This is a genomic window from Herbaspirillum sp. CF444 (assembly GCF_000282135.1).
Classification (GTDB): Bacteria; Pseudomonadota; Gammaproteobacteria; order Burkholderiales; family Burkholderiaceae_D; genus Herbaspirillum.
Genome location: NZ_AKJW01000086.1, coordinates 1 through 25,103 on the forward strand (window position 1 = coordinate 1; position 25,103 = coordinate 25,103).

General features: G+C 62.1%; 20 protein-coding genes. 15 read left to right on the forward strand and 5 right to left on the reverse strand.

The genetic code is table 11. From position 1 onward, the window contains the following. Window positions 1-55: 55 nt before the first annotated feature. The 3 genes from PMI16_RS20080 (at window position 56) to PMI16_RS20090 (ending at window position 3,521) form a co-directional block, all read left to right on the forward strand. Window positions 56-1,087: an L-idonate 5-dehydrogenase gene (locus PMI16_RS20080; RefSeq protein WP_007882963.1), complete on the forward strand. Its 1,032-nt coding sequence runs from the start codon at window positions 56-58 to the stop codon at window positions 1,085-1,087. Between the two features lie 53 nt (window positions 1,088-1,140). Next, on the forward strand, window positions 1,141-2,763 hold the full coding sequence (locus PMI16_RS20085) for a methyl-accepting chemotaxis protein (protein ID WP_007882965.1): 1,623 nt from the start codon (window positions 1,141-1,143) through the stop codon (window positions 2,761-2,763). A gap of 278 nt (window positions 2,764-3,041) precedes the next feature. Then, window positions 3,042-3,521 (forward strand): VOC family protein, encoded by a 480-nt coding sequence (locus PMI16_RS20090; RefSeq protein ID WP_007882967.1) that lies wholly within the window; start codon window positions 3,042-3,044, stop codon window positions 3,519-3,521. Window positions 3,522-3,607: 86 nt separating this feature from the next. Here the strand turns inward: PMI16_RS20090 and PMI16_RS20095 are convergent, their stop codons facing one another. After that, the gene (locus PMI16_RS20095; protein ID WP_007882969.1) at window positions 3,608-4,528 is read right to left on the reverse strand and encodes a cation diffusion facilitator family transporter; all 921 of its coding nucleotides are present in this window, start codon (window positions 4,526-4,528) and stop codon (window positions 3,608-3,610) included. A 143-nt stretch (window positions 4,529-4,671) separates the two neighbouring features. Here PMI16_RS20095 and PMI16_RS20100 point away from each other — a divergent pair, with 143 nt between their 5' ends. After that, window positions 4,672-6,300 carry a DUF342 domain-containing protein gene (locus tag PMI16_RS20100; protein ID WP_007882972.1) on the forward strand — a complete coding sequence of 543 codons (1,629 nt, stop codon included), beginning with the start codon at window positions 4,672-4,674 and terminating at the stop codon, window positions 6,298-6,300. A gap of 8 nt (window positions 6,301-6,308) precedes the next feature. Continuing rightward, window positions 6,309-6,713 (forward strand): hypothetical protein, encoded by a 405-nt coding sequence (locus tag PMI16_RS20105; protein WP_007882974.1) that lies wholly within the window; start codon window positions 6,309-6,311, stop codon window positions 6,711-6,713. 3 nt (window positions 6,714-6,716) lie between these two features. On the opposite strand, the gene PMI16_RS20110 is transcribed toward PMI16_RS20105, so the two are convergent. Next, entirely contained in the window at window positions 6,717-7,169 is a 453-nt protein-coding gene (locus tag PMI16_RS20110; protein ID WP_007882975.1) for a PaaI family thioesterase, read from the reverse strand. A 51-nt stretch (window positions 7,170-7,220) separates the two neighbouring features. Next, entirely contained in the window at window positions 7,221-8,066 is an 846-nt protein-coding gene (locus tag PMI16_RS20115) for a LysR family transcriptional regulator (protein WP_007882977.1), read from the reverse strand. Between the two features lie 158 nt (window positions 8,067-8,224). Between PMI16_RS20115 and PMI16_RS20120 the strand changes: the two genes are divergently transcribed. The 5 genes from PMI16_RS20120 (at window position 8,225) to PMI16_RS20140 (ending at window position 11,750) form a co-directional block, all read left to right on the forward strand. Continuing rightward, window positions 8,225-9,214: a bile acid:sodium symporter family protein gene (locus PMI16_RS20120; protein WP_007882980.1), complete on the forward strand. Its 990-nt coding sequence runs from the start codon at window positions 8,225-8,227 to the stop codon at window positions 9,212-9,214. A gap of 108 nt (window positions 9,215-9,322) precedes the next feature. Then, window positions 9,323-9,694 (forward strand): VOC family protein, encoded by a 372-nt coding sequence (locus tag PMI16_RS20125; protein ID WP_034381461.1) that lies wholly within the window; start codon window positions 9,323-9,325, stop codon window positions 9,692-9,694. A gap of 85 nt (window positions 9,695-9,779) precedes the next feature. Beyond that, window positions 9,780-10,466: a helix-turn-helix transcriptional regulator gene (locus tag PMI16_RS20130; RefSeq protein ID WP_007882982.1), complete on the forward strand. Its 687-nt coding sequence runs from the start codon at window positions 9,780-9,782 to the stop codon at window positions 10,464-10,466. A 106-nt stretch (window positions 10,467-10,572) separates the two neighbouring features. Beyond that, entirely contained in the window at window positions 10,573-11,010 is a 438-nt protein-coding gene (locus tag PMI16_RS20135; RefSeq protein ID WP_007882983.1) for a DUF2325 domain-containing protein, read from the forward strand. A 245-nt stretch (window positions 11,011-11,255) separates the two neighbouring features. After that, window positions 11,256-11,750, forward strand: coding sequence for a hypothetical protein (locus PMI16_RS20140; protein WP_007882984.1), 495 nt, complete (start codon window positions 11,256-11,258; stop codon window positions 11,748-11,750). 74 nt (window positions 11,751-11,824) lie between these two features. Here PMI16_RS20140 and PMI16_RS20145 read toward each other — a convergent pair whose 3' ends face one another. Next, a complete protein-coding gene (locus PMI16_RS20145) occupies window positions 11,825-12,361 on the reverse strand; it encodes a carboxymuconolactone decarboxylase family protein (protein WP_007882988.1) in 537 nt (178 codons plus the stop codon). Between the two features lie 163 nt (window positions 12,362-12,524). On the opposite strand from PMI16_RS20145, the gene PMI16_RS20150 reads away from it, so the two are divergent. The 5 genes from PMI16_RS20150 to PMI16_RS20170 all read left to right on the forward strand — a co-directional run bounded on the left by PMI16_RS20150 (window position 12,525) and on the right by PMI16_RS20170 (window position 23,374). Then, the gene (locus tag PMI16_RS20150) at window positions 12,525-13,496 is read left to right on the forward strand and encodes an AraC family transcriptional regulator (RefSeq protein ID WP_007882995.1); all 972 of its coding nucleotides are present in this window, start codon (window positions 12,525-12,527) and stop codon (window positions 13,494-13,496) included. 285 nt (window positions 13,497-13,781) lie between these two features. Further along, window positions 13,782-14,840, forward strand: a complete 1,059-nt coding sequence (locus PMI16_RS20155) for a hypothetical protein (protein WP_202801654.1) — start codon at window positions 13,782-13,784, stop codon at window positions 14,838-14,840. 89 nt (window positions 14,841-14,929) lie between these two features. Next, window positions 14,930-18,016, forward strand: a complete 3,087-nt coding sequence (locus tag PMI16_RS20160; RefSeq protein ID WP_007882997.1) for a ShlB/FhaC/HecB family hemolysin secretion/activation protein — start codon at window positions 14,930-14,932, stop codon at window positions 18,014-18,016. An 8-nt stretch (window positions 18,017-18,024) separates the two neighbouring features. Beyond that, complete coding sequence (locus tag PMI16_RS20165; protein WP_007882999.1) at window positions 18,025-21,840, forward strand: beta strand repeat-containing protein; 3,816 nt, start codon at window positions 18,025-18,027, stop codon at window positions 21,838-21,840. Then, window positions 21,827-23,374, forward strand: a complete 1,548-nt coding sequence (locus PMI16_RS20170; RefSeq protein ID WP_007883001.1) for an argininosuccinate lyase — start codon at window positions 21,827-21,829, stop codon at window positions 23,372-23,374. The genes PMI16_RS20165 and PMI16_RS20170 overlap by 14 nt, the downstream gene beginning before the upstream one ends. 69 nt (window positions 23,375-23,443) lie before the next feature. Here PMI16_RS20170 and dctA read toward each other — a convergent pair whose 3' ends face one another. Then, window positions 23,444-24,688 carry a C4-dicarboxylate transporter DctA gene (gene dctA, locus PMI16_RS20175; protein ID WP_007883002.1) on the reverse strand — a complete coding sequence of 415 codons (1,245 nt, stop codon included), beginning with the start codon at window positions 24,686-24,688 and terminating at the stop codon, window positions 23,444-23,446. Window positions 24,689-25,103 lie beyond the last annotated feature (415 nt).

Below are 25,103 nucleotides of genomic sequence, written 5' to 3' on the forward strand. Positions count from 1 at the left end.
TGATCGAGGACATGGTCAAGGCAACCGAAAATTCATAAATTCAAGGAGAAAAAATATGCGCGCCATCGTCGTTCACGCCCCCCATGATTTGCGGATCGAGGATCTTCCTGCAGCCGCACCCGGCCCCGGACAGTTAGCCATCCACATCAAGGCCGGCGGTATCTGCGGATCGGATCTGCACTACTACCATCATGGCGGTTTCGGCGCCATACGGATCAAGGAGCCGATGGTGCTGGGACATGAAGTCTCCGGCGTCGTGCACGCAGTGGGAAGCGCCGTCGCGGACATGCCTGTCGGCACCAGGATTGCCGTCAGCCCCAGTCATCCATGCGGACAGTGCCGGTATTGCCAGCAAGGCCGTCACAATCATTGTCTCGACATGCGCTTCTACGGCAGCGCCATGCGGATGCCGCACATTCAAGGCGCCTTCCGCCAGGAAATCGTCATCGAACGCCATCAGGCCTTTGCCGTCGCGGATCACGTCAGCGATGGCGAAGCCGCCATGGCCGAGCCTTTGTCAGTGGCCTTGCATGCGGTACGCCGGGCCGGACCGCTGGTCGGAAAACGCGTACTCGTGACGGGTTGCGGGCCGATCGGCGCGCTCACCATCATCGCCGCACGCCACGCCGGCGCGCTCGAAATCGTCGCCACCGACATTGCCCCCAAGGCATTGCAGGCAGCCGCACTGGTCGGCGCCGACCGGGTGATCGACATGAGCAAGGATGCCGAAGTACTGCAATCGTATACCGCCAACAAGGGCAGCTTCGACGTCTTGTTCGAAGTCAGCGGCACCGAACGGGCACTGCGCTCGGCCCTGGAAACGCTGCGTCCCGCTGCCGTCGTGGTACAGATCGGCCTCGGCGGCGACATCAATTTCCCGGCCAATCTGCTGGTCTCCAAGGAATTGGAATGGCGTGGCGCGTTCCGCTTCCATGAGGAATTCGGCACCGCGGTGGAATTGATGAATCGTCGCCTGGTCGATGTTACGCCACTCATTTCCGCCACTTTTCCATTCGATCAGGCGGTCGAAGCATTTGAGGTTGCCGGCGACCGCAGCAATCAAATGAAGGTGCAGCTTTCCTTCTAGCGCGTTTTTCCGACGCCCCCGACGACGACGCCCCCTTGCCTGAGACGATGCACATGACTTACTTCCGTAACTTGAAGCTTTCCGCCAAACTGATGCTGTCGTTTTTGTGCGTGCTGTTGTTGACGGCGATCCTGGGAGCCTTGTCGCTGCTGCAGATCACGCGTGTCTATCAAGTCTCGGCCGATCTCAATTCGCGCTGGACGCCGGCCACCCGTCTGTTGCTGGAGATTCGATCGGATCTGGCGCGCTTTCGCATTGAAGAGTTTCAGCATTTGCTGTCGACGCGCAATGACGAAGCGGCCAATTTTGAAAAAAACATGCAAGTGATTTCACAAAGAAGAACCACGCTGGAACAACGGTTTCAGACGTTTCTTGCCGACGACAATGAACGCAGTATCTACGCCGCCTATGCGGCAACCCTGAAATCCTACCTGGCGCTGCATGCCAAGATTCTCGACCTTTCCAACCAGGGTCGCACGGAAGAAGCCAAAGCGCTCATTCGTACCACGGGCAGTGATCTCAATAGCAAATTGAACAGCGAGATTGACGATCTGCTGGCCATCAGCAGCAAAGGCGGCAGCGATGCCGGCAAACATGCCGACGACGCTTATCGAAGTGCCCAAATTGGCATTGCAATTCTGCTATGTTGCAGTTTACCGGCGGGATTCGCTTTGTCGATTTTCATGTCCCGCGCCGTCACCCGCCCCTTGCGCAAGGCCGTTGCAATTGCCACTGCGGTATCTCAAGGCGATTTGACCAGCCGGTTCATGGCGTCCTCACGCGATGAAACCGGCAAGATGCTGCAAGCATTATCCGAAATGAATGCAAGCCTGGTGCACATCGTTGACGAAGTACTCGGCAGAACCGATCGTATTTCCCAGTCGACGACCGAGCTGGCCAAGGGCAATTTCGATCTATCCGGGCGTACCGAAGAACAGGCGGCATCGCTGGAGCAGACCCGCGCTTCCATGCTGGAAATCACGTCCACCGTGCGCAAGAACTCAGGCAATGCCGAACAAGCAAGGGCGCTTGCATGCACGGCCTCCGGCGTTGCCGAACAGGGTGGGGCGATGGTTGCCGAGATGGTGCAAACGATGAATGCCATCGATAATTTTTCGGCAAAAATCGTCGACATTATCGGCGTCATTGACGGCATCGCTTTCCAGACCAATATCCTGGCGCTCAATGCCGCCGTGGAAGCGGCGCGTGCCGGCGAACAGGGACGCGGCTTTGCGGTGGTTGCAAGCGAAGTACGCAATCTGGCGCAACGCTCCGGCTCGGCCGCAAGAGAAATCAAATCCCTGATCGAAAATTCCGTTGCACAAGTATCGGCCGGTACGGCATTGGCGTCGAGAACGGGCGAAACCATGCATGAAGTGGTGACCTCCGTACAACGCGTGACTGCCGTTATTTCCGAAATCGCCTTGGCCAGCACCGACCAGACTTCCGGCATCGAACAAGTCAGCCAGGTGATTGGCCAACTCGATGAAATTACCCAGCGCAACGCAGCGCTGGTGGAAGAAGCAGCGGCCGCTACCGAATCGCTGCGGCAAGATGCGACCGGTTTGACCCAGGCTATGGCGATCTTTAAAACAAAAACCGGAGCCGACATGCCGCCAGGATCAGATGCCCCCGATTATCGCCACCCGAACACACGGAAGCGATACCTGAATTGATATCGACCGTCGTACGCGCAATCAATCCGCCGTGCCAGTCGACATTCATGTAGAGATCTCTTTTCGTCGCAAAGCATGATTCTAGCCGCGGTAAACTTCCGGCTGTGCAAGCGCAGCCTGGAGCATTGCTCCCGGCAAATTCGTCCAGGCAAAAGAGTCATCATCCGATGGAAACGCCCCTGGAATTTCCCGGCACTATTTTCAGAAATCCATATCGAAGCCAGACGGCTGGCGCGACCCGGCGCCACTATTGTCCGTCTCAATTCAGGAGAACCAAGATGATCAGCAAAAACACGATTTGCCTCTGGTACGACGGCGCCGCACTGGATGCCGCGAAGTTCTACGCCGCGACCTTCCCGGACAGCGCAGTGGGCGCCGTCCATCGTGCCCCCGGCGACTATCCCGCGGGCAAGGAAGGCAACGTCCTGACGGTGGAATTCACGGTGATGGGGATTCCCTGCCTGGGCCTGAACGGCGGTCCGGCGTTCAGGCACAACGAGGCATTCTCGTTCCAGGTCGCCACCGACGACCAGGCCGAGACGGACCGTTTGTGGAACGCGATTGTCGGCAACGGCGGCGAAGAAAGCGCCTGCGGCTGGTGCAAGGACAAATGGGGACTGTCGTGGCAGATCACGCCGCGCGTCCTGACGGCAGCCATTGCCGATCCTGATCGGGCTGCGGCCAAGCGCGCGTTCGAAGCCATGATGGGAATGAAGAAGATCGACGTCGCGGCAATCGAAGCGGCGTTGCGCGGCTGAGCGCTCGCCGGTGACGCGCCCCCCGGACTGAATTCCCCGGCCTCCTTGTCAGTTCGCAAGGCAGTTCAGATGCAGGGCATGAAAAATCAGCGGGCACCCTCGCCATGCTCCTGCTGCACCGGATCGACGTGCGTCATGACATCGAGCACATGGTGTTGTTCCATCACCCGGCTACGCGCCAACGTGGCGATGGCATGCCCTTCGGTGACGGTCTGGTCGCCGTCGAGTTCGAGATGCACGTCGACGAGGGTCATGTCGCCCATCTTGCGCGTGCGCAGGTCGTGCACGCCGAAGACGCCGGGCGTCGCCAGCAAGGTCGCGCGGATTGCCAGCGCTTCGTCTTCCGACACGGCCTTGTCCATCAGGTCGTTGAGCGCGCGCCAGAAAAACACGGCGCCGGTGCGCACGATCATCAGGCCGACGATCAGCGCCGCAATCGGGTCGAACAGAGGAAAACCGAGCAGGTTGCCGGCGATCCCCAACGCCACCACCAGTGACGAGACGGCATCCGAGCGCGCGTGCCAGGCATTGGCGACCAGCATGCTGGAGCGTGCCTGCTCGGCGATGCGCAACATGTAGCGAAACAGCAACTCCTTGCTCACCAGCGTCGCCAACGCCACCCAGAACGCCGCCAGATGCACGGTCTGCGCATTGAGCGCTTGCAGTTTGAAGAACGCCGACACCAGCATGCCGATGCCGACCGCCAGCAAGGTGCCGCCGAGCGCCAGCGACGCCGCGGTTTCAAAGCGCTGATGGCCGTATTGATGGTCGGCGTCGGCCGGGCTCCGGCTTTGCCGCGCCGCAAACAAGACGACGAAATCCGCCACCAGGTCGGACAAGGAGTGCACGCCGTCGGCCACCAGCGCCTGCGATCCGGACAACAGACCCACGACGATCTGCAGCGTGGTCAGCACCAGGTTGACGACAATGCTGACCAGCGTACTTTTGCGCCCGGCCTGATAGCGTTGTTCTGTAGCCGCAGAATCGTTTTTTTCTATAATCAGCATATTGACATTTTGATAATTACAATCTAAACAAACCTTGTACTTAACGACGATTTACAGGATGATCTTGCCACACAACAAAATTACATATAAAGGAACCGGAATTCTTGCCGATTAGCTAAGGATAAGGACTTCCGAGACATATCATGGAACAAACAAGCCCGCAATCGCTGTCGTTCAACTTCGACAGAGTCAGCGGAGAACTGGCAGCGGCGTTCACCCCGGTTGAGGGTGTGCAAGTCCCCAATCTCGTGATTCTGAAACAAGCGCTCACTGACGGCGGCTTTACCAAGCTCTATATTGACGAAGCCATGCTGGGCGATTTTGCCGCCAAGGCCGCCACGGCCAAGGAAGCGTTCTCGCAGAAGATCGGCGAGCGTCGCGACGGCGAATTCCTGATCGAGATTTCCGAAGACCTGATGGGTGCTTACCTGACGCTGGTGCCGCCGCAAGGCGGTCGCGCGCGCGCCGTTGAAGTGGTCAACGAAATTCGCGCACGCGGCATCACGCACGGCATCATGCATGAAAAGCTGCGCGGCGCGCTAAGCGCCGGCCAGTGTTCGCAATTGCTGATCGCCAAAGGCGACGAACCGATTGAAGGCCAGCAGGCGCGCTTCGAAAGCCTGTTGGAAGAAAAGGAAGAAGAACTCTCGGAAGTCGATGAAGACGCCGTCGTCAGCTACGCCGATCTCGGCCACCTGCTGCTCATCAACGTCGGCGATCCGCTGATGCGCCGCATCCCGACCGTGGCCGGCGTCAATGGCGTCAACATCAAGGGCCAGCCCGTCCTGGCCAAACCAGTCACGGAAATCGACTTCAACAAGGATTGCATCGGCACCGAAGTCAAGGAAGACAATCCCGACTTGCTGGTCGCCGCCATTGCCGGCCAGCCGTCGCTGATCACCAACGGCGTCAAGATCAACCCCATCGTCGAGATCGAAGACGTCGATCTGAGCACCGGCAACGTCACGTTTTCGGGCACCGTCAAGATCAAGGGCGACGTCAAGACCGGCATGCGCCTGCATGTCTCCGGCGACGTGTTCGTCAACGGCACCGTGGAAGCGGCCGAGATCATTGCCGGCGGCAACGTCTTCGTCAAGGGCGGCATCATCGGCCATTCCGAAACCCAACCGGGCGTCTCCGCCTCGATCGCCGCGCGCATCAAGGCCGAAGGCTCGGTGCAGGCGCTGTTCGCCGAAAGCGCGCTGATCGAAGCGCGCCAGGACATCATGATCGCCGGCAACGCGCGCCAGTGCGAAATGATGGCCGGCAACGAAATCCTGGTCGGCAAGACCAATCCGAAGCTGGGCCAGATCATCGGCGGGCGGGCGCAGGCCACGATGATGGTCAAGGCCGTTGCATTCGGCTCGCCGAGCGCCGCCACCACCAAGATTCAGGTCGGTCTCGACCCGTATCTGGAAGAAAAGCTGCGCGCCAAGGAACAGGAATTCCAAAAGAAGCTCGACGAGCTCGACCGTACCATCAAGCAGCTCGCCCACTACAAGCAGAATCCCGAAAAAGCCAAAAACGGCGTCGGCGAAGAAACCGAACAGAAGCGCAAGATGCTGGCGCAGGAAGTCAAAGACCTGATCGCCGAACAGGCTGAAATGAAGGAAGACCTGGTCGCTGCGGAATCCGCGCGCATCGTCGCCGTCAAGACGGTCTATGAAGGCGTGGAAATGCGCATCGCCCGCCAGGTCTGGCAGGTCCTCAGCGACCTCGGCGGCGGCACCGCGCAACTGCAAGGCGGGAAAATTTCCTTCGGCGGGAAATAAGCGCGTCAATGGCGGATTTACCCCTGCTCGACGGCGAACGCCTGCGCGCACTGGCGCAACGCAGCGCCGCCGTGACGACGACCTGTTCCTGCACCGAACCGGCGCTGGCCGCCTGGACCAGCACGCCGCTGTCCTTCCCCGAATCGCAGTTGAAGGACATCGGCACGCTGTACGCCGATCCCTACGACGAACCCGGCTTTGCCGAATACCATCCCGGCGGCACGCGCTACGAATCGGCCGACGCTCCGGTCGCGCCGCTCCATTTCCCCTATAACCGCTGCAACGTCGCGGCCTGCGAGGTCTGCGGCCGCTGCTATCTGCGCTACACCGAAGCAGGCGGCTATTTCGTCGACCGCCGCATCCGCGCACTGAACCGGCCTGAACTGGTCATCGACGCGCCATTGCCGGCATAGCTGCTATTGCTTCGGCGGCAGCATGCGCATGGCCGTCATGACGCCGTAGGCGCACAGGGATTCGGCGCCGTCGCGAAACGCCGCGACCTCGATCTGGCAGATGCTCAGCGTCCGTCCGCCCTTGATGACCCTGCCGCGCGCGATGAAGTATTCGCCTTGTGCGGGCGCCAGCAAGTTGAGCTTGAACTCCGTCGTCAGTACGTCTTCGCCCGCGCCGAACAAGCTCATCGCCGCATAACCGCCCGCCGTGTCGGCAATCGTGGCGCTCATGCCTGCATGCAGGAAACCGTTTTGCTGACCGAGCTCCGGACGAAAGTCCAGACGTATCTCCACCAGTCCCGGCGCAACCGTCTGCAGCCGCGCGCCGATGGTCTGCAAGGCGCGCTGGCGCGCAAAACTCTCTTCGACGCGCGCCGCGAATTGTGCGTCCGCCGCTTGCATGCTTTTCCCTGTCATCGTGGTCTCCCTGTTTTTTCTGGATCGCTTGGCGCAATCTTATCGCAGAGCTTACTTGTGCAATTCGCTAGCCATGAGGATCTGGAACAGCGTGTCGGCCGGACGGCTCAGTCGCCTGGCCGTCAACGCGACATATTCGACATCGGGAAACACCGGTAGGCTGGCGTGGTTGAGCGGCAAGGTCAGCTCGCGGCTGGCGAGGGGCTGCGGCAAGATCGTCAGGCCCAGTCCGCCGCGTGCCGCCGCCATGCAACCGGCGTGACTGCCGCTGGTGCAGACGATGCGCCAATGATGTCCTGACGCCCCCAGCGTGTTGAGGATGGCCGCGCGCGTCACGCTCGGCTCGGGCAGCAGGATCAGCGGCAGCGGCTGAGTGAGGTCCACCGTCGTCTCCGGTCGCGCCAGCCAGACCAGCGGCGTGCGGAACATCGCCTGGCCGCGCTGCTCGCCGGGACGACGCTTGCCGACGATGAGATCGAGGTCGCCGTTGTCGAGTCGCTGATACAGCTCGCCGGTCAGGCCGATGGTGATTTCGAGCTCGACTTCGGGATGCTTGTTGCGGAACAACGCCAGCATGTCGGGCAAAGGCCCCATCGCCAGATCGTCCGACGTCCCGAAACGTACCCGGCCGCGCAGCCGCGGTGCGTTGAACTGCGCCTCGGCGCGGGCATGGGCTTCCAGGATCAGGCGCGCATGGATCAGCAGGCTCTCGCCGTCCGCGGTCAGCGCCAGCGAGTGCGTGTCACGCACGAACAGACGGCGTCCGGTGCTGTCTTCCAGCCGACGGATATGGTCGCTCACGCTCGATTGCGTAAGGCCGAGTCGGCGTCCGGCTTCTGTAAAACTGCTGGAAGCGGCGACGGTGCTGAAGGTTTTCAGCCAGACGGGGTTGAACATGGGAACTCCTGCATGCCGGCAATCGGCATATCCGATAGCAGTCAACGCGATCAAAGGGGTTCCCGATCATAGCCGGTTTTCCTATCATGTGGCAAAGGGCCGTCGTTGCCGTCCCGGTGACATCTGCCCGCCGTCTTTTGCCATTCTTTTTTGCCGTCATGAAACGTTATCTTCCCGACACCTTCACCCTGCTGCTGCTCGGCACGGTCCTGCTCGCCACCCTGCTGCCGGCAACCGGTGCCTTCGAAAACATCATGCACCTGGCCAGCAATACCGCCATCGCGCTGCTGTTCTTCCTGCACGGCGCGCGCCTGTCGCGCGAAGCGGCGCTGTCCGGCTTCAAACAGCCGCGCTTGCACCTGCTGACGCTGTGCTGCACTTTCGTGTTGTTCCCGCTGCTGGGGCTGGCCTTGCAAGCGCTGTTTCCGGGCTTGCTGACGCCGGAGTTGTGGCTGGGCGTGCTGTTCGTCTGCACCCTGTCGTCGACGGTGCAGTCGTCGATCGCCTTCACCTCGATCGCGCGCGGCAACGTGCCGGCGGCGATCTGCGGCGCCACCGCGTCGAACCTGCTGGGCATCGTCATCACGCCCGTCCTGGTGACCTTGCTGCTGCACCGCCATCATGACGGCGGCGGCATCGAACAAGTCACCGGCATCCTGTTGCAACTGCTGCTGCCCTTCGTGCTCGGCAACGTGCTGCGCCCGTGGATCGGCGACTGGGTCTTGCGCAACAAGGGCCTGCTGGCCGTGGTCGATCGCGGCGGCATCCTGCTGACGGTGTATGCGGCGTTCAGCGCGGCGGTCGTGCAAGGCGTGTGGCATTTGTTCCCGCCGCAACAACTGGCGCTGCTGGTGCTGGTCAATGCGATCCTGCTGGGCGGCGTGCTGATGCTGACCACCTTCGGCGGCCGCGCGCTGGGCTTCTCGCGCGAAGACGAGATCGTGCTGGTGTTCTGCGGCTCGAAGAAGTCGCTGGCCTCCGGCATCCCGATGGCGTCCGTGTTGTTCAGCAGCAGCGGCGTCGGCATCGTGCTGCTGCCCATCATGGTGTTCCATCAGATGCAGCTGATGCTGTGCGCCGTGCTGGCGCGCCGCTATGCCGAGCGCGCCGACGAGGAGGAGGCGCGCGAAGCCGGCATCATCGCCTGATTTCCTCCTGCCTCCTGAAACCTCCTGACACAATGGTGTCAGGAGCACTAGCTCATGATGTCTTCCATGCCAACCGGCATACCAACCGAGACAAGCAAGGAAAACATCATGACTACCCAAATCAACTGGTTCGAAATCCCCGTCATCAACCTGTCCCGCGCCAGCAAATTCTACGAAGCCGTCTTCAACGCCAAGCTGCGCATCGAAACCGATTTCGACTCCGCGCCGATGGCGATCTTCAACGACGCCGCCGGCGAATCCTGCGGCTGCCTGACCGAAACCCAGGCGTTCAAGGCAAGCACCGACGGCGTGCTGGTCTACCTCGACGCCGGCCCATCGATCCAGAAAGCCATCGACCGCATCGCGCCGGCCGGCGGCAAGGTCGTGCTGGACAAGTTCGAGTTGCCCAAACAGCTCGGCTACATTGCCCACTTCATCGACACCGAAGGTAATCGCGTCGCGCTGCACGCCATGCAATAAGCGGCAGCCCGTCGTCGCTTAATGATGGTGGGCAGCACCTGCAAGTCATGCCAGAATGGCAGCCTTTCCCCTTCTGGCAGAACCCATGCGCCGAGCCGACCGCCTGTTTCAGATTACCCAATACCTGCGCGGGCGCCGTCTCACCACGGCGCGCCAGCTGGCCGAATGGCTGTCGGTGTCGGAACGCACGGTGTACCGCGACGTGCGCGACCTGTCGCTGTCGGGCGTGCCGGTGGAGGGCGAAGCAGGCGTCGGCTACCGCATCAACAAATCGGCCTTCGATTTGCCGCCGCTCATGTTCTCTCCCGATGAAATCGACGCGCTGGTGATCGGCATGCGCATGGTGCAAGCCTGGGGCGGCCCGCAACTGGCCGCTTCGGCTGCTGCCTCGCTGGCCAAGATCGTGCTGGCGCTGCCCAGGGACAAGCGCGACTTCGTCGAGAACACCGCCCTGTTTGCCCCGAGCTTTCATATCGAAGCCGCACATGGCGAGCGGCTGGAAGAAATCCGCCAGGCCATCGGCAGGCGCTGCAAGCTGCAGCTCGATTACGTCGACGCGCGCGGCCAGGCGACGCAGCGCGTGATCTGGCCGCTGGCCTTGTACTTCTGGGGCGGCGGCTGGTCGATTGCAGCGTGGTGCGAAACCCGCAGCGACTTCCGCTCGTTCCGCCTCGATCGCGTCAGCCGGATGGCCGATGCCGGCAGCTATCCCGACCAGAGCGGCCGCCGTCTTGCCGACTTCGTACGGGCGGTAAAAAAGTCCCGCTATTAGAATTTTGCATATCCAGATGCCAATATCTTCGTTCGCATGCGCGGACGAACGGTTTAGTCTGTGGACACGTCTCCTCCGAGGCGCACCGACGACAACCGAGGTCTCCATGCATCGCGCGACGAACAAGAACAGCTACGCCCCCGCAGCATCCACCGCAGCCGCCGTCATCAATACCTCCGGCTTCAGCCTGGCCGACCGCTGTGTGCTGTGCGTCGGCGGTCTGACCGGCGCGCGCAACCACTACCGCCACGCCATCGAAGAACGCCAGGGCCGCTTCATCCATCACGACGGCGGCCGCGAAGACAGCCTGCACCGGCTGCAACCGATGCTCAACGGCGCCGACATGGTGGTTTGCGCCTCCGGCAACATCAGCCACAACGCCTACCACCTCGTCAAACAGCTCTGCAAGAAAATGGGCAAACCCTGCGTGATGGTCAAAGGCACCGGCATCGCCTCCTTCATCGACGGCCTCGGCAGCCTCAGCGGCAAGTTAACATCTTCGCAACGCGGAGAAACCGTTCTCAAGTCGGGACGGCACGCCTGACGTCGCGATTCAACCAATGACTACACCGAAGCAATCCCGCATCGCAAGGCTGCGCCGGGCGTTCGCTGGCTAGGCGCAGCGACGCAGACAGTACTTGAGTACGGCAAGGAGCTGTAACGACGCCAGCGGACGCCCGGCGCAGCCTTGCATTAGCAAAAAAAGGAAAAGCCCCCTACAATCTGCGCATCGCACCATTTACCATCTGACGGCGTCTGTAAAGATGCCGCGCGCAACAGGGAGTTTGTTTGAAAATCATCCATCGCATCGCGCTCGCCTGCGCGCTGCTGGCGCCGAGTGTTACCGGTATGACCGGCATCGCCAATGCGGCGCCGGCGGCGACCTTCGGCATCGAAGTCGGCAACGCCCTGCTGTGCCTGAACCAGCTCAACAGCAAATACTTCTACGACTATCTTTTCGAAGCCTTCGGCAAGCCGTATAAGAACGAAGGCGGCGCCTACTGGTTCAAGGCCGCCGGCAGCACCATCTGGGGCATGGAAATCACCGACGTGCTGGTCAACGACAGCAGCAGCCCGGCCGACTTCATCGGCGCCGTGGTCAACAGCACGCCGCAAGCGCTGGCCGACGCCATCGGCAGGACCGTCGGCATCCGCTATTCGCTCGAAGACAACAGCAAATATTCGCAGCGCCAGTCGCAGGCCGGCAGCATCATCGCCTACGCCAACACCAACGCCAAAATCTACTGCGCCAAATCCAAATACCTGGTGCCCCCCAAACAGTAACCGGCTACATGCACGACAAAAAACGGCCTCCGGAGGAAATCCCGGAGGCCGTTTTCATTTCTGCCTATCCCTGATCAATCGGCGGCAGGAAAATCCACCACCGTGTCGTTGACGCGGTTGAACAGATTGGTCAGATTGATCGCGGCCATCGCCAGCAAGGCGTCGACGATCTGCGCATCGGTGTAGCCGGCGGCTTTGACGGCATCGACGACTTCCACCGGCACGGTGCCCTGGGTAGTTGCGAGATAGTGCGCGAAGCTGGCCAGCGCATCCAGTTGCGCATCGCCCGAGCTTTCGGCGCGGCGCAGGCCGGCCACGGCTTCGCTGCTCAGGCCGAGACGCTTTGCGGCAAAGCTGTGCGCGGCGAGACAGTAGTCACAGCCGGCCACTTCGCTGACGGCCAGTTTGACGGCCTCGATCTGTTTGCCATTGAGGGAACTCTTGCGCAGGGCGGCATCCATGTTGAGCACGGTTTCCAACGTGACCGGGCTATTGCTGCCGATGGTGGCGTAGGCATTCGGCACCTTGCCGATGGCGCCCTTGATGGCGGTGAACAGTTGAGCGGCCTGGCCGGTGGCGGAGGCGATATCCTGAGTGTACAGACGAGACATGATGAATCCTTTCAATGGTGTTCAATAAGAGAAACGCGGCAACCGCCTTGGCGTGGCATCCGTTCAAACGCGGTATGGAAGAAGTATAGGCAGGCGAGATGAAACTTTTAATGGCAAAATAAGCCAATAATTTGACCAATCGTACCAATTCAATGGATGCGCCATGCATACCTCCTCCGACGCCCTCAGCCGCCTGCTCGCGCTGTATCCGGTCAGCACGGTGCTGGATATCCACTGTCATTTCGGCGCGCCGTGGCGACTGGACGAAAAACCGGCGGAGCCGGGCGTCGCCCGTTATCACATGATTCTCGACGGCGCCGCCCTGCTGGAGGCGGACGGACAGCAAGGCGTGCCGCTGCAGAGCGGCGACATCGTGTTTTTTCCGCACGGCTCTGCACATACCCTGCACGCCGAAGGACGCGGCAAGGCGGCATTGCCGCAAGACGCCCCGCCGCGCGAGGAAGATTTCCTCATGCGCATGGAAACCGCCAACGTCGACAGCGGCGTCCGCGCGCGCACCGATATTCTGTGCGGGAAATTCCATTTCGATGCCGCAACCGCAACAGCCTTGCTGCGTTCCCTGCCGCCGGCGATGCTGATTCGCACCGCGGGACGCGCCGACTTTGCCGGATTGGGCGCCCTGATGAACATGCTCAGCGTCGAGACGGCAATGCCGCGTCCCGGCGCCCATGCGGTGACGACGCAATTGTCGTCGGCCTTGTTTGCGCTGCTCATGCGCGCCTGGCTGGATCAGGAGGAAGCGCAAAAGGTCCCCGGGCTGTTCGCGTTGCTGGCGTCGCCGCGCCTGCAACGCGCTCTGCAATGCATGCTGCACGAACCGGGCCGCGCCTGGTCGCTGGAAGAACTGGCCGATGCCTGCCATCTGTCGCGCACCACCTTTGCACGGCTGTTCCGCGCCACGGCAGGCGCCACGCCGGGAGAAGTCCTCGCGCGCACACGCATGGCGCAAGCTGCGTATCTGCTGGCCGGTCGCCAGCGCAGCGTGGCCGACGTCGCCGAAGCGGTCGGCTACCAGTCGGAAGCATCGTTCAATCGCGTCTTCAAACGCCACTTCCACATCGGTCCCGGCCAATACCGCCGCGCAGCGCGACAAGCCGCCGACGCCTCGGCATGACGGTATGACATGACAATACTTTTAAAGTATTGAGATATATAAATCGAGATATTTTACATAGCAAAATACGGCTCCTATAATCGCTCCCCATAAGAACAACAATGCTCAGGGAGGGATGCCGATGATCCGGCTGCATGAGCAGGAGACCGCAACAGCACACTACTTGGCGCTTTATTGATACTGATGCTGCGCACAAGCACGCCGCTCCGGCTTTCTGCCTGTCGAAAGACCTTGCCTCTCTGTCGATCCGAATCGTTTGCCGATGCAAGGGAAGCCAAGATGGCCATGACCGCCGCTCTCAAAATCACAAGTACCTCGTTGCTGGCAGCCGCCCTGCTGCTGCCGCCGGCGAGCTACGCCAAAAAATCCGCCGAAGACATTCCGCCGCCGCAAATCGTCACGCTCGCGCCTGGTGCGCAGCAATACGCTTTCGCCATCTACGCCAACAGCTCGCTGAGCGAAACCAATACCGCCAACAATGCCATCGTGCGCGCCATCGTCCTCGAACATGGCGTCAAGCGCGACGGCGACCGCTACTTTGAAACCGGCCTGGAATTCCTGAACAAAGCCAAACTGCTCCCGGCGCAAAACCTGTTGCTGACGCCCAACTTCATGACCGAAGGCGACAGCTTGTCGGACGGCAAGATGGCGCTGTGGCGCGGCGACAACTGGATGCAGGGCCAGGATTCGACCCACGGAAAAACCGGCATCAGCGCGTTCCGCGTGTTCGACGACATCGCCGCTTTCCTGACCTCGGGACGCTTTCCGGCATTGAAGGAAATCGTCTTCATCGGCCACTCGGCCGGCGCGCAGCTGATGCAACGCTACGCCGTGCTCAACAACACCGACGAAAAACTGAAGCAAGCCGGCATCAAGGTGCGCTACGTCATTTCCAGCCCGTCGTCTTACCTGTACCTGGACAACAACCGTCCGACCGGCAATGTCGATAACGGCTTCGCGCCGGTCGGCGGCATCACCTGTCCCGGCTACGACAACTATCGCTACGGCCTCGGCGAAATGCTGCCTTACGGCCAGGGCAAGGATGGGCAAGTGAGCGGCGAAGCCCTGTTCAAACGCTACGCCGCGCGCGACGTCACCTACATGGTCGGCAGCAAGGACAACAATCCGAATCACCGCTTCCTCGACAAGGCCTGCGGCGCGCGCCTGCAAGGCTCGAACCGCGTCGAGCGCCACGACAACTACGTGCGCTACGAACAATTCCTCGCAAAAAAATGGCAGACGCCGGTGCACCACCCCGACTTTGAAGTGCCTGGTGCAGGCCATGAAGCCGGCGGTTTGTTCGGATCGGATATCGCTGCGGAAAAAATCTTTCCGGCGAAGTAAGCAAATCAGAAATAAGCAAAACAGCGACGGCGCCGCAACAACACACTGACGTGCGCCGCGTAAAAACAGAATCATCAGGAGACAGGGAAATGAACCAACCACGTTTTGCCGCGCATCGCCGGCAAGTACTGGCGATGCAGGTGCTGACCATGCTGGCCGCCGCGCCGGTGGCGGTCTACGCGCAAACGCCGCCGAGTTCCGGCAGCATCTTTGACGCCAATCGCCAGCAGCTGACGCCGACCGATCGCGAGCGCCTGCAGCAACAGGACCAGGCCCAACCCCGCCAACGCGTGCAAATCGAAAAAGAAACGCAGGACAGCGATGACGCCGGTGCCGCCGGTGCCGTCGCAGCGCAGCAGGCTGCCGTCAGCGTCAAGGTCGACAGCTTTACCCTGAGCGGCAACGCCTCCGTCGACGACGCCACCTTGCAAGTTGAACTGAAAGAATTCATCGGGCAAGAGCTCGACTTCAACGGCCTGCGCAAGGCGGCGTCGCGCATCACCAATCTCTATCGCGCGCGCGGCTACCTGGTGGCGCGCGCTTACCTGCCGGCGCAGGAAATCCGCGACGGCAAGGTCGCCATCGCCGTGCGCGAAGGCGTCATCGGCCAGGTCATCGCCGACACCGACAACAACGTGCGTCTCGACAAGAGCATCATCCAGCGCTTCCTCGATGAACTCAAACCCGGCACCGTGATCCGCGAGAGCGAACTGGAAGGCACGCTGCTGCGCCTGTCCGATATTTCCGGCGTGTCGGTGCGCGCCCTGCTGCGTCCGGCTTCGGTCGCCGGCGCCACCGACATCGTGCTCAAGATCAGCGAGACGACCGCGATCACCTCGCGCGTCGCTATCGACAACTACGGCAATTACTACACCGGCGCCAACCGCCTGTCGGCCAACCTCAACCTGAACGACGCCCTGGGCCTGGGCGAGAGCTTCGGCATCAATACGCAGAATTCGTTTGAAGGCCTGCGCATCGCCGGATTGAGTTTTGTGCTGCCGCTCGGCAGCAGCGGCGTGTCCATCGGCGCCAGCGTCGCCGAACTGGAATACAACGTCGGCAAGAACCTCAAGGATGCCCAGGCCAGCGGCTCGGCCAAGGTGTCGAGCTTCTTCATCAACGACTCGCTGTACCGCAGCCGCAAGGCCAACGTCAACCTGTCGCTGGCGGCCGAGTTCCGCCACTTCCAGGACATCACCTCGGCCACCGCGGTGAACAAGTCGGCGCGCTTCTGGAGCGCCACGCTGTACGGCGACTGGCGCGACAACCTGCTCGGCGCGCAAGGCAACAACAGCTGGAGCCTGCGCTACGGCCGCGGCCAGCTCGACAAGGAAACGCCCAACGACGCGGCACTCGACGCCATCACATCCAAGGCTGCCGGCAACTACGAAAAGGTCAATCTCTCCTACAGTCGCCTGCAACAACTCGGCGGCGGCTACTCGCTGCTGACGGCGGTCAATGCGCAATACGCCAACAAGAATCTCGACGCTTCCGAAAAGATGAGCCTGGGCGGCCCCAACGGCGTGCGCGCCTATCCGGTCGGCGAAGCCGCCGGCGATGAAGGCGTGCTTGGCCGCGTGGAGCTGCGCAAGCTGATCGGCAGGTTTGGCAACAGCGATGGCGGCGCAGTGGTCGAAGGCGCACTGTTCGCCGATGCCGGCCGCGTCACCGTCAACAAGACGCCGTGGGACACGACGCAGAATTCGCAGTCGCGCTCCGGCTACGGCGTCGGCCTCAACGTGTATCACAAGGACCTGGTCTTCAACGCCAACGCCGCTTATTCGCCGGGCGTCAACCCGACCACCGAGCAACGCAACGCGCGCCGCCTGTGGGTCTCGGTATCGGGCTCGCCGCAGGCTTTTTCCAGCTTCGGTTCCGACACCACCGGCAAGGGCGAAGACTTCGAAGAACCGGAAACCGCCTTCGTCCTCTACGGCTCGCTCGGCCTGGTGCCGGAATTCGTGCACCGCGACGGCGCCACGCCGGCCGCTGCCGCCGACCAGAGCAAGCTGGCCACGCCCAACGGACGCAACATGCCGGGCTTCTGGCGCGTGCGCGACAACGTCTCCTACATCGGCGCCCACAGCGGCATCCAGTTGTACGATCAATGGAAATTCCTGTGGCAGCTGGAAGTCGGCCTGTCGCTCAATTACACCAACCGCAGCGCCGAAGCCGTGCCGGACTGGACGCACGCGCAAGACCTGCGCAACACCGGCATCGCCTTCGCCCATCCGTCGGCCGGCACGCTGATGTACGGCCGCTGGGATACGCCGATGAAGGAAAGCACGACTTCCTTCGATCCCTTCCAGGGCCTCACCAGCGCCGCGCATTACAACATCATCGGCTCGCCCGGCTTCGTCACCAGCATCACCAAGAACTCCGGCCCGGTCGGCGACGCCATCAATTCCAACAACGACGATGCCGCCTTCAACCGCCGCCAGGACGGCCTGATCGGCTACTGGTCGCCGAAGCTGTACGGCTTCCAGCTCAAGCTGGCATATTCCAACAACGGCATGAAGGCGGCTTCGGACGTCGCCACCGGCTATATCTACGGCGGCAGCCTGTCGTACGAGCATGGCGGCTTCTCGGCCGTGTTCGCGGCGGAACAGCACATCAACTATTTCGGCATCGCCAGCCTGGGCCGCGACGCGCGCGGCGTCGGCAGCAGCACCCACGTGACGGCGGGCACGTCGTCGAGCGACTTCAGCTTCCGCTACGGCGTCGCCTACGATTTCGGCAAGACCAAGATTTCGCTGATCGCCGACGACCTGTCGTATTCGGAATCGGGCGTGGTCAATACCAGCACCACCTCCAGCGATCTGTCCAACTATCGCCGTCGCGCCTACATGCTCGGCATCTCGCATCAGATCGGCGCGCTGGAATTGCGCGCCAGCGCAGCCAAGGCGCTGGCCGGCGACTGCAGCATGATCGGCGGCAGCACCTCCGGCGACACCAAGTGTTCGACCGACGGCATGGGCGCCACCTCGCAGGCGGTCGGCTTCTCGTACAAGTGGAGCAAACAGACGCGCTTCTTCGGCCAGTACGTGGTCTTGCGCAACCAGGCGCTGGCCAACTACAACTTCGCCGTCTCCGGCGTGCTCGGCGCCACCGGTCTGTCGCCGGGAGTCGGCACCACCATCCGCGCCCTCGGCGTCGGCGTCAACTACACATTCTGAGGCGTGCCATGATCAATTCCCCTCGTACTTATACTTGTACCCGTACGCGTCCTCACGGCAAAAAAATCCACCCGGCGCTCAAGCCGGCCTGCGTTGCGGTCCTCACCGCCTGGTGCGGCCTGACGGTGCCGCCGGCGCATGCGCTGGATGCCGGCGCCTTGCCGACCAACGGCCAGATCACCGCCGGCAGCGGCAGCATCAGCCAGAGCGGCAACACCATGACGGTCACGCAAGGCAGCGACCGCATGGCGGCCACCTGGAATACCTTCAACATCGGCAGCAGCGCGACCGTCAACTTCGTGCAGCCGACTTCCTCGTCGGTCGCGCTCAACCGGGTGACATCGGGCGACGCCTCGCAAATCCTCGGGCAACTCAACGCCAACGGCCAGGTCTATCTGATCAATCCATCCGGCATCCTGTTCGGCGCCGGCTCGTCGGTCAACGTCGGCGGCCTGGTGGCCAGCACGCTGAATATCTCCGACGCCAACTTCATGGCCGGGAAAAACGTCTTTGAACTCGAAGGCGCAAGCGGATCGGTCGTCAACCAGGGCAACATCACGGCAGCAGACGGCGGCTATGTCGCCCTGCTCGGCGCGCAGGTGCACAATGAAGGCAACATCGCGGCCCGTCTCGGCAGCGTGGTGCTGGCCGCCGGAGAAAAGATGTCGCTCGACTTCAACGGCGACGGCCTGATCAACGTCGAAGTCAGCAACGCCACGCTCAACGCCAACGTCGTCAACCAGGGCGTGCTGCAAGCCAACGGCGGCACCGTCGTCATGACCGCGCGCGCCACCGATGCGATGCTGTCGAACGTCGTCAACAACAGCGGCGTAATCGAAGCGACCAGCCTGCGGAATCGCAACGGCAGCATCCTGCTCGATGGCGGTGATTCCGGCATCGTCGCCAACAGCGGCACGCTCAATGTCTCCGGCGTCAACGCCGGGGAAACCGGCGGCACGGCGAAGGTACTGGGCCAATACGTCGGCCTGTTCGACGGCACGCGCATCGATGCCTCCGGCGACGCCGGCGGCGGCACCGTGCTGGTCGGCGGCAACTATCAGGGCAGCGGTACGGAGCACCAGGCCGAAGCGGTCTACATGGGCAGCGACGCCGCCATCAAGGCCGACGCCATCCACAGCGGCAACGGCGGCTCGGTGGTGCTGTGGTCGACCGGCAGCACGCGCTTCTACGGCGACATCAGCGCGCAGGGTGGTGGTGCGACAGGCCGCGGCGGCACGGTGGAAACCTCAGGCCATGATCTCGAAGTCAATGGACTGGTTCATCTTGGCGCGGCGTCCGGCATCGGCGGCAGCTGGCTTGTCGATCCGTTCAACATCAACATCACCACCGCTGCCAACGCCAGTGGCGCGACCTCGACCAGCCCGTTTACTTCCAGCACCGCCGCCAACTCCAGCCTCAGTTCGGCGACGCTTAACGCCTCGCTGTCGGAAGGGGCCAATATCCTGGTCACCACCAATGCATCCGGCGGTTCCAGCGGCGACATCAACGTGCTCGACGACGTCAAGGCGGTCGGCAATTCGTCGCTGACCTTGCAGGCGCATCGCAGCATCGTCATGACCAACCACACGATCAGCAACGCCACCGGCAAGTCGCTGAACGTCTCTCTGGTCGCCAACTTCGGCAATACCGGCAACGGTTCGATCACGCTGACCAACAGCACCATCTCGACCAATGGCGGCAACATCACTTCGAGCAGCAACACGGTCAACATTTCCGGATCGACCCTCGATGCCGGCGGCGGCAACATCAACATGGTCGCCAATCAAGCCAACACTTCCGTCGCTACCGACGCATTCGTGGTGACCGGCGGCAGCCGCATCGTCACCAACGGCAGCGGCTCGATCAGCATTGACGGCACCACGCTGGGCGGGGGCAACGGCACGCGCATCTTCAGCACCAACAACACCATCGCCGCAACCGGTTCAGGCAACGTTACCGTCAGCGGCAATGCGACGTCCGGCTTCGGCGTGCTGGTCTGCTCGACCGCCGCCACCTCGTCGCAGACGATTACCGTCGGCAGCGGCAACCTGACGGTCAAGGCCAACAGCGGCGGCTTCGCCGGCTCGAGCCGCGGCGTGTATCTGGCCGCCAGCGGCACCGGTTCCGTTGTCCTGAACTCAAGCGCGGGCGGGGCCATCAACGTCAACGGCAGCAGCACCGGCAGCTACGGCACCGTGCTCAACTCCACCGGCGCCAGCTCGCAGATCAGCATTGCCACCGCAGGCGACATCAACATCACCGGCAACACTTCCGGCGGCACCACGCCGGCACTGGCGCTGATCGCTTCCGGCAACGGCACCAGCTCGGCCGTCGGCGCGCAAGTCAATGTCACCAGCTCCGCCGGCAACATCACGCTGACCGGCAACAACAGCGTGATCAACACGTCGAGCGGTTCGTTCAAGGCCTTGTCGCTGGACGTCGGCGGCCAGTATGCCGCGGTCAACATCAAGACGACGACGGGCAACATCAGTCTCAACGGCACCAGCGCCTCCGGCCGCGGCGTCGACATCGCACCGTCGGCGCTGAATGCCGTCGTCAACATCGGCGCCACCAGCGGCAACATCGCCATCAACGGCAACAGCACCAACAGCTTCGGCGGCTACGGCATCTTGTTCAATTCGACCAACAGCGCCACCGGCGTGAACGTCACCACCGTCAGCGGCGACATCACGCTGCGCGGCGATTCGGTCGGCACCTCGGATGCGATTGCACTGGGCGGCAGCGGTACGGCGTCGGTCAACAACATTTCTTCGCAGGGCGGCAACATCACGCTCAACGGCAACTTCCATTCGCCCAATGTGCCTGAACTGGATCACGGTATCGCAATCCTCGGCGTGACCAACAAGATCCAGACCACCGGCTCCGGCAACGTCACGCTGATCGGCAATGCCGCCGACCAGGGCGACGGCGTCAGTCTCTACAGCAGCGGCAACGCGCTGGTGAGCGTGGAGAACGGTACGCTGAGCATCACCGGCAGCAGCGTGTACGGCGACGGCATCAGCGTGCTGACCGGCACCAACGTCATCCGCGCCACCGGCAGCGGCTCGGTCAGCCTGACCGGGACGTCCGTCAACGCCGGCGGCATCACGATCTTTCCCTCGACCAACGCCAGCAGCGCGGTCATCTCGACCAACACCGGCAAGCTGGCGCTGACCGGCACCAGCAGCAGCGCATCCGGCACGGCGGGCATCACCATCCACAGCCCGAGTTCCGGCGCCGCGGCGGGCGTGAAGATCCAATCGAACAGCGGCGATATAGCACTGACCGGCACCGGCAACGGAGCGGGCGAAGGCATCGCCTTCGTCGGCAGCAGCACCAACGGCTTCAACACGGTGAGCACCGGCGGCAGCGGCAACATGATCGTCAACGCCACCGGCAACGGCAGCTATGGCCTGCGTTTCAACGGCGGCACCAATACGCTGCAGGTGGTCGACGGCATCCTGTTCGTCACTGCCAGTGCGCCGAACGGCGCGGCGCTGGGCCAGGCCGGCGACGCCACTACCTTCGCCGCGACCGGCGCGGGCGTGGTGATCAAGAATTTCGGCGCCGGCATCAGCAACCTGTTGACCAATGCGGCGACCGCACCGGCCACCGCCGCGCTGCAAACCGATCAGACCGCCAACGCCTGGAATCGTCCAAGCGGCAACAGCAACGTGTTCTCGCCGTTCAATGAAAGCGCGCGCCGCATGAACATCGAACTCGCTTCCGCCGGGCCCGCCATCTCCGAGGCGCAATCAACCTCGCCATCCACTTCAACTCCGACCAACACCAGTACGCAAGGTAAAAACAATGATGCCGACTAAATCACCTTCCCTCCGCACCGCGCTGCCACGCCACGCAGCGCGCATTGCGAAGCTCGCGCTCGTTCCGCTGGCGCTGATGACCATCGGCGGCGCCGTCGCCGCCGACAAAAAACCGGCCTATCACGACTACTTCTACTTCCTCGGCGAGATGAACAAGGCGTCGACCGTGATGGTGATCGAGAACAAGATCGTGCCGCCCGACCTTGGCAAGAAGATCGTCTCGGCCGTCGACCAGGTCATCAAGAACGGCGACCAGCCCGGCGCCAAGCGTCCTTCCGATTACCTGCAATACGAACCGCTGATCCTCGCCATCGCCGGCCCCGACGGCTCTCGCATGCATTCCGGCCGCAGCCGCCAGGACATCCTGTCGACCAACCGCCGCCTGATGCAGCGCGAGCGCACGCTGGACCTGATGGAGGCAATGAACAAGTCGAAGGCGGAAGTACTGGAACTGGCCGAAAAGAACCTCGACACCATCGTGCCGGCCTATACCAACGGCGTGCAGGCGCAGCCGACCACCTTCGCCCACTACCTGCTGGCGTTCGCTTCCTCGTTCGGCCGCGACAGCACACGCCTGCAGGAAGCCTATGCGCGCCTGAACCTGAGTCCGCTCGGCGCCGGTGCGCTGGGCACGTCCAGTTTCCCGGTCGACCGCAAGCGCCTGGCGGAATTGCTCGGCTTCGACGGCCCGATTGAAAACTCCTACGACGCCGCGCAACTCGGCGCGCTCGACCAGGGCATGGAACTGGTCAGCCTGTGCAGCAACGCCGCGCTGACCATCGGCATCCTGGTGCAGGATTTCCACACGCAATACCATCAGCCGTATCCCTGGATCATGATCCAGGAAGGCCGTCTCACCGGCACCAGCAGCATCATGCCGCAGAAGCGCAATCCCTACGGCCTGAACGTGCTGCGCCTGCAAGCCAGCGACATCGTCGGCGGCGCCATGACATTCCAATTGGAGGCGCACAACGTCTCGCCCGGCATGCCGGACTACAAGCGCGACCAGGTCGAAAAGACGCTGGAACTGACTTCCAACGCCTTCGTCAAACTGGCCGACCTGCTGGACAACCTGGTGATTGACAAGGACCGCGCGCTGCAGGAAGTGGACGCCGACTACTCGACCACGACCGAGCTGGCCGATATCCTGCAACGCGACTCCGACGTGCCTTTCCGCGTGGGCCATCACTTTGCCTCGGACCTGGTGACCTACGGCCGCACCAACAAGATGAAGCCTGCGGATATTCCGTTCGACGTCGTGCAGCAGATCTACACCGAGGCCGTGAAGAAGTTCGACTTCGAACGCACGCAGTTCCCGCTGACGCAGGAGCAATACAAGAAATCGCTGACGGCGCAGAACATGCTGGCGTCGAGCAAGGGCCTGGGCGGTCCGCAACGCACGGAAGTCATGCGCATGCTGGGCGTCGAAAAAGCCAAGCTGGACAAGGACGTGGCGTGGTTGCAGCAGCAGCGCCAGAAGCTGGCGAAGGCATCCGCCAATCTGGATCAGGCTTTCTACAAGCTGGGCAAGTAAGGCCTGGGTTTTGCAAGAAAGAAGTGGAGTAGGTAGTAGGTTTCAGTCCCGGCAAGTCCGGGACTTTTTTTATGCCGACAAGACCTGCGCCATGCGGTCCCGGTCCAATGCCTTGTCCCATGCGCACACCACCACGCACGCCAGGCAATTGCCGATGACGTTGCTGAGCGAACGACACTTCATCAGTCGCTCCACCCCCAGCAGCAGCACGATGGCGCCGACGGGAATGATCTGCAGGGTGCTCAGCGTCGCCGCCAGCGCGATGAAGCCGGAACCGGTCACGCTGGTGGCGCCCTTGGACGTCAGCATCGCGATCGCCAGCAACGAGAGTTGCTGCCACATGCTGATTTCAATCCCCCCCGCCTGCGCCAGGAACATCGCCGCCATGGTCAGGTAAATGTTGGTGCCGTTGAGATTGAAGGTATAGCCGGTCGGCAGCACCAGCCGCACCACCGCCTTGGCGCATCCCATGCGCTCCATCTTGTCGATCAGGCCCGGCAGCGCCGCCATCGATGAGGTGGTGAAAAACACCAGCAGCAATTCTTCCTTGATGTAGACGATCAGGCGGAAGATATTCACCCCCGCCACGCGCGCGATCACGCCCATCACCACGCAGACGAACAGGATGCTGGCGGCATAGATGGCACCGACAAAATGCAGCAGCGGCAGCACCGACGCCATGCCGTAGCGTCCGATGGTGTAGGCCATGGCGCCGAATGCCGCCAGCGGCGCTACTTTCAGAATCAAATTGATCATGCCGAACAGGATGCGCAAGATAGCTTCGATGAAGCTGACCACATTGCGGCCGCGCTCGCCCTGCCGCGCCAGCGCGACGCCGAACAGTACGGCCAGCAGCAGGATCTGCAGGCTGCTGTTGCGCGTGAAGGCGTCGACGAAGGTATTCGGGATGATGTTGAGCAGGAAGTCGGCGACGCTGGTGGTGGTCAGCTTCGCCGCGTACTGCGTGCCGTTTTCGGCCAGATGCGACAGATCGAGGTTCGACCCGGCGCCGGGCTGCAGGAGGTTGGCCGCCAGCATGCCGAAGCCGAGCGAGACCAAGGTCATGATTTCAAAATACACAATCGCCTTGCCTCCGACCTTGGCGGCATGCATTTTGTCCTGCATGCCGGCGATGCCGAGTACCACCAGCGCGAACATCACCACCCCGATCAGCATGCCGATCAGGCGCACGAAGCCGTCGCTCAGCGGCTTCATCTGCGCCGCCAGATGCGGATCGACGTGACCGAGCAGGACGCCTGCCGCGATGGCGATGAGCATCTGGACGAAGGCGTTCGTGTAGAAGGCTCGCTTCATTGGTTTTTTGAGGGGGCCTGGTGAGGGCGGTCTCCGGGGGTTGTTTTTGGTTTTTTGTCGAGCTTTGTCGTTTTTTGGCGATCTTGATGTGGGGGAATTTTATCTTGTTTGGGGTGGTTGGCGGGGAGTACGGGGATTAGGGGTATCCGCAATTGCGTCGCTGGGGATTGTTTCGTGTTTTGTTCCGACTTGCCGTTTTAGGTAGCTTCGGATTTTCTTTCTTCGGTCGACCGTGCCGGGGGTAGCCCGGCGGCTACTCACTTTTCTTGTCTCGCCAAGAAAAGTAAGCCAAAGAAGCGACCGCTAGGTCGTAGCCCCTTCGGGGTCCCCGGCGCCAGCAGGCGAAAATCGGGAAGGGAAAACAACTCGCTTCGCTCAGACATTTTTCCCTTCTTAATCCGATTTTCACCTGCTG

What these genes read in the sequence shown, in the direction of transcription:
- PMI16_RS20080 (WP_007882963.1), top strand. Translation starts at nt 56, where the DNA reads ATGCGCGCCATCGTCGTTCACGCCCCCCATGATTTGCGGATCGAGGAT.
- PMI16_RS20085 (WP_007882965.1), top strand. Translation starts at nt 1,141, where the DNA reads ATGACTTACTTCCGTAACTTGAAGCTTTCCGCCAAACTGATGCTGTCG.
- PMI16_RS20090 (WP_007882967.1), top strand. Translation starts at nt 3,042, where the DNA reads ATGATCAGCAAAAACACGATTTGCCTCTGGTACGACGGCGCCGCACTG.
- PMI16_RS20095 (WP_007882969.1), bottom strand. Translation starts at nt 4,528, where the DNA reads ATGCTGATTATAGAAAAAAACGATTCTGCGGCTACAGAACAACGCTAT.
- PMI16_RS20100 (WP_007882972.1), top strand. Translation starts at nt 4,672, where the DNA reads ATGGAACAAACAAGCCCGCAATCGCTGTCGTTCAACTTCGACAGAGTC.
- PMI16_RS20105 (WP_007882974.1), top strand. Translation starts at nt 6,309, where the DNA reads ATGGCGGATTTACCCCTGCTCGACGGCGAACGCCTGCGCGCACTGGCG.
- PMI16_RS20110 (WP_007882975.1), bottom strand. Translation starts at nt 7,169, where the DNA reads ATGACAGGGAAAAGCATGCAAGCGGCGGACGCACAATTCGCGGCGCGC.
- PMI16_RS20115 (WP_007882977.1), bottom strand. Translation starts at nt 8,066, where the DNA reads ATGTTCAACCCCGTCTGGCTGAAAACCTTCAGCACCGTCGCCGCTTCC.
- PMI16_RS20120 (WP_007882980.1), top strand. Translation starts at nt 8,225, where the DNA reads ATGAAACGTTATCTTCCCGACACCTTCACCCTGCTGCTGCTCGGCACG.
- PMI16_RS20125 (WP_034381461.1), top strand. Translation starts at nt 9,323, where the DNA reads ATGACTACCCAAATCAACTGGTTCGAAATCCCCGTCATCAACCTGTCC.
- PMI16_RS20130 (WP_007882982.1), top strand. Translation starts at nt 9,780, where the DNA reads ATGCGCCGAGCCGACCGCCTGTTTCAGATTACCCAATACCTGCGCGGG.
- PMI16_RS20135 (WP_007882983.1), top strand. Translation starts at nt 10,573, where the DNA reads ATGCATCGCGCGACGAACAAGAACAGCTACGCCCCCGCAGCATCCACC.
- PMI16_RS20145 (WP_007882988.1), bottom strand. Translation starts at nt 12,361, where the DNA reads ATGTCTCGTCTGTACACTCAGGATATCGCCTCCGCCACCGGCCAGGCC.
- PMI16_RS20150 (WP_007882995.1), top strand. Translation starts at nt 12,525, where the DNA reads ATGCATACCTCCTCCGACGCCCTCAGCCGCCTGCTCGCGCTGTATCCG.
- PMI16_RS20155 (WP_202801654.1), top strand. Translation starts at nt 13,782, where the DNA reads ATGACCGCCGCTCTCAAAATCACAAGTACCTCGTTGCTGGCAGCCGCC.
- PMI16_RS20160 (WP_007882997.1), top strand. Translation starts at nt 14,930, where the DNA reads ATGAACCAACCACGTTTTGCCGCGCATCGCCGGCAAGTACTGGCGATG.
- PMI16_RS20165 (WP_007882999.1), top strand. Translation starts at nt 18,025, where the DNA reads ATGATCAATTCCCCTCGTACTTATACTTGTACCCGTACGCGTCCTCAC.
- PMI16_RS20170 (WP_007883001.1), top strand. Translation starts at nt 21,827, where the DNA reads ATGATGCCGACTAAATCACCTTCCCTCCGCACCGCGCTGCCACGCCAC.
- dctA (WP_007883002.1), bottom strand. Translation starts at nt 24,688, where the DNA reads ATGAAGCGAGCCTTCTACACGAACGCCTTCGTCCAGATGCTCATCGCC.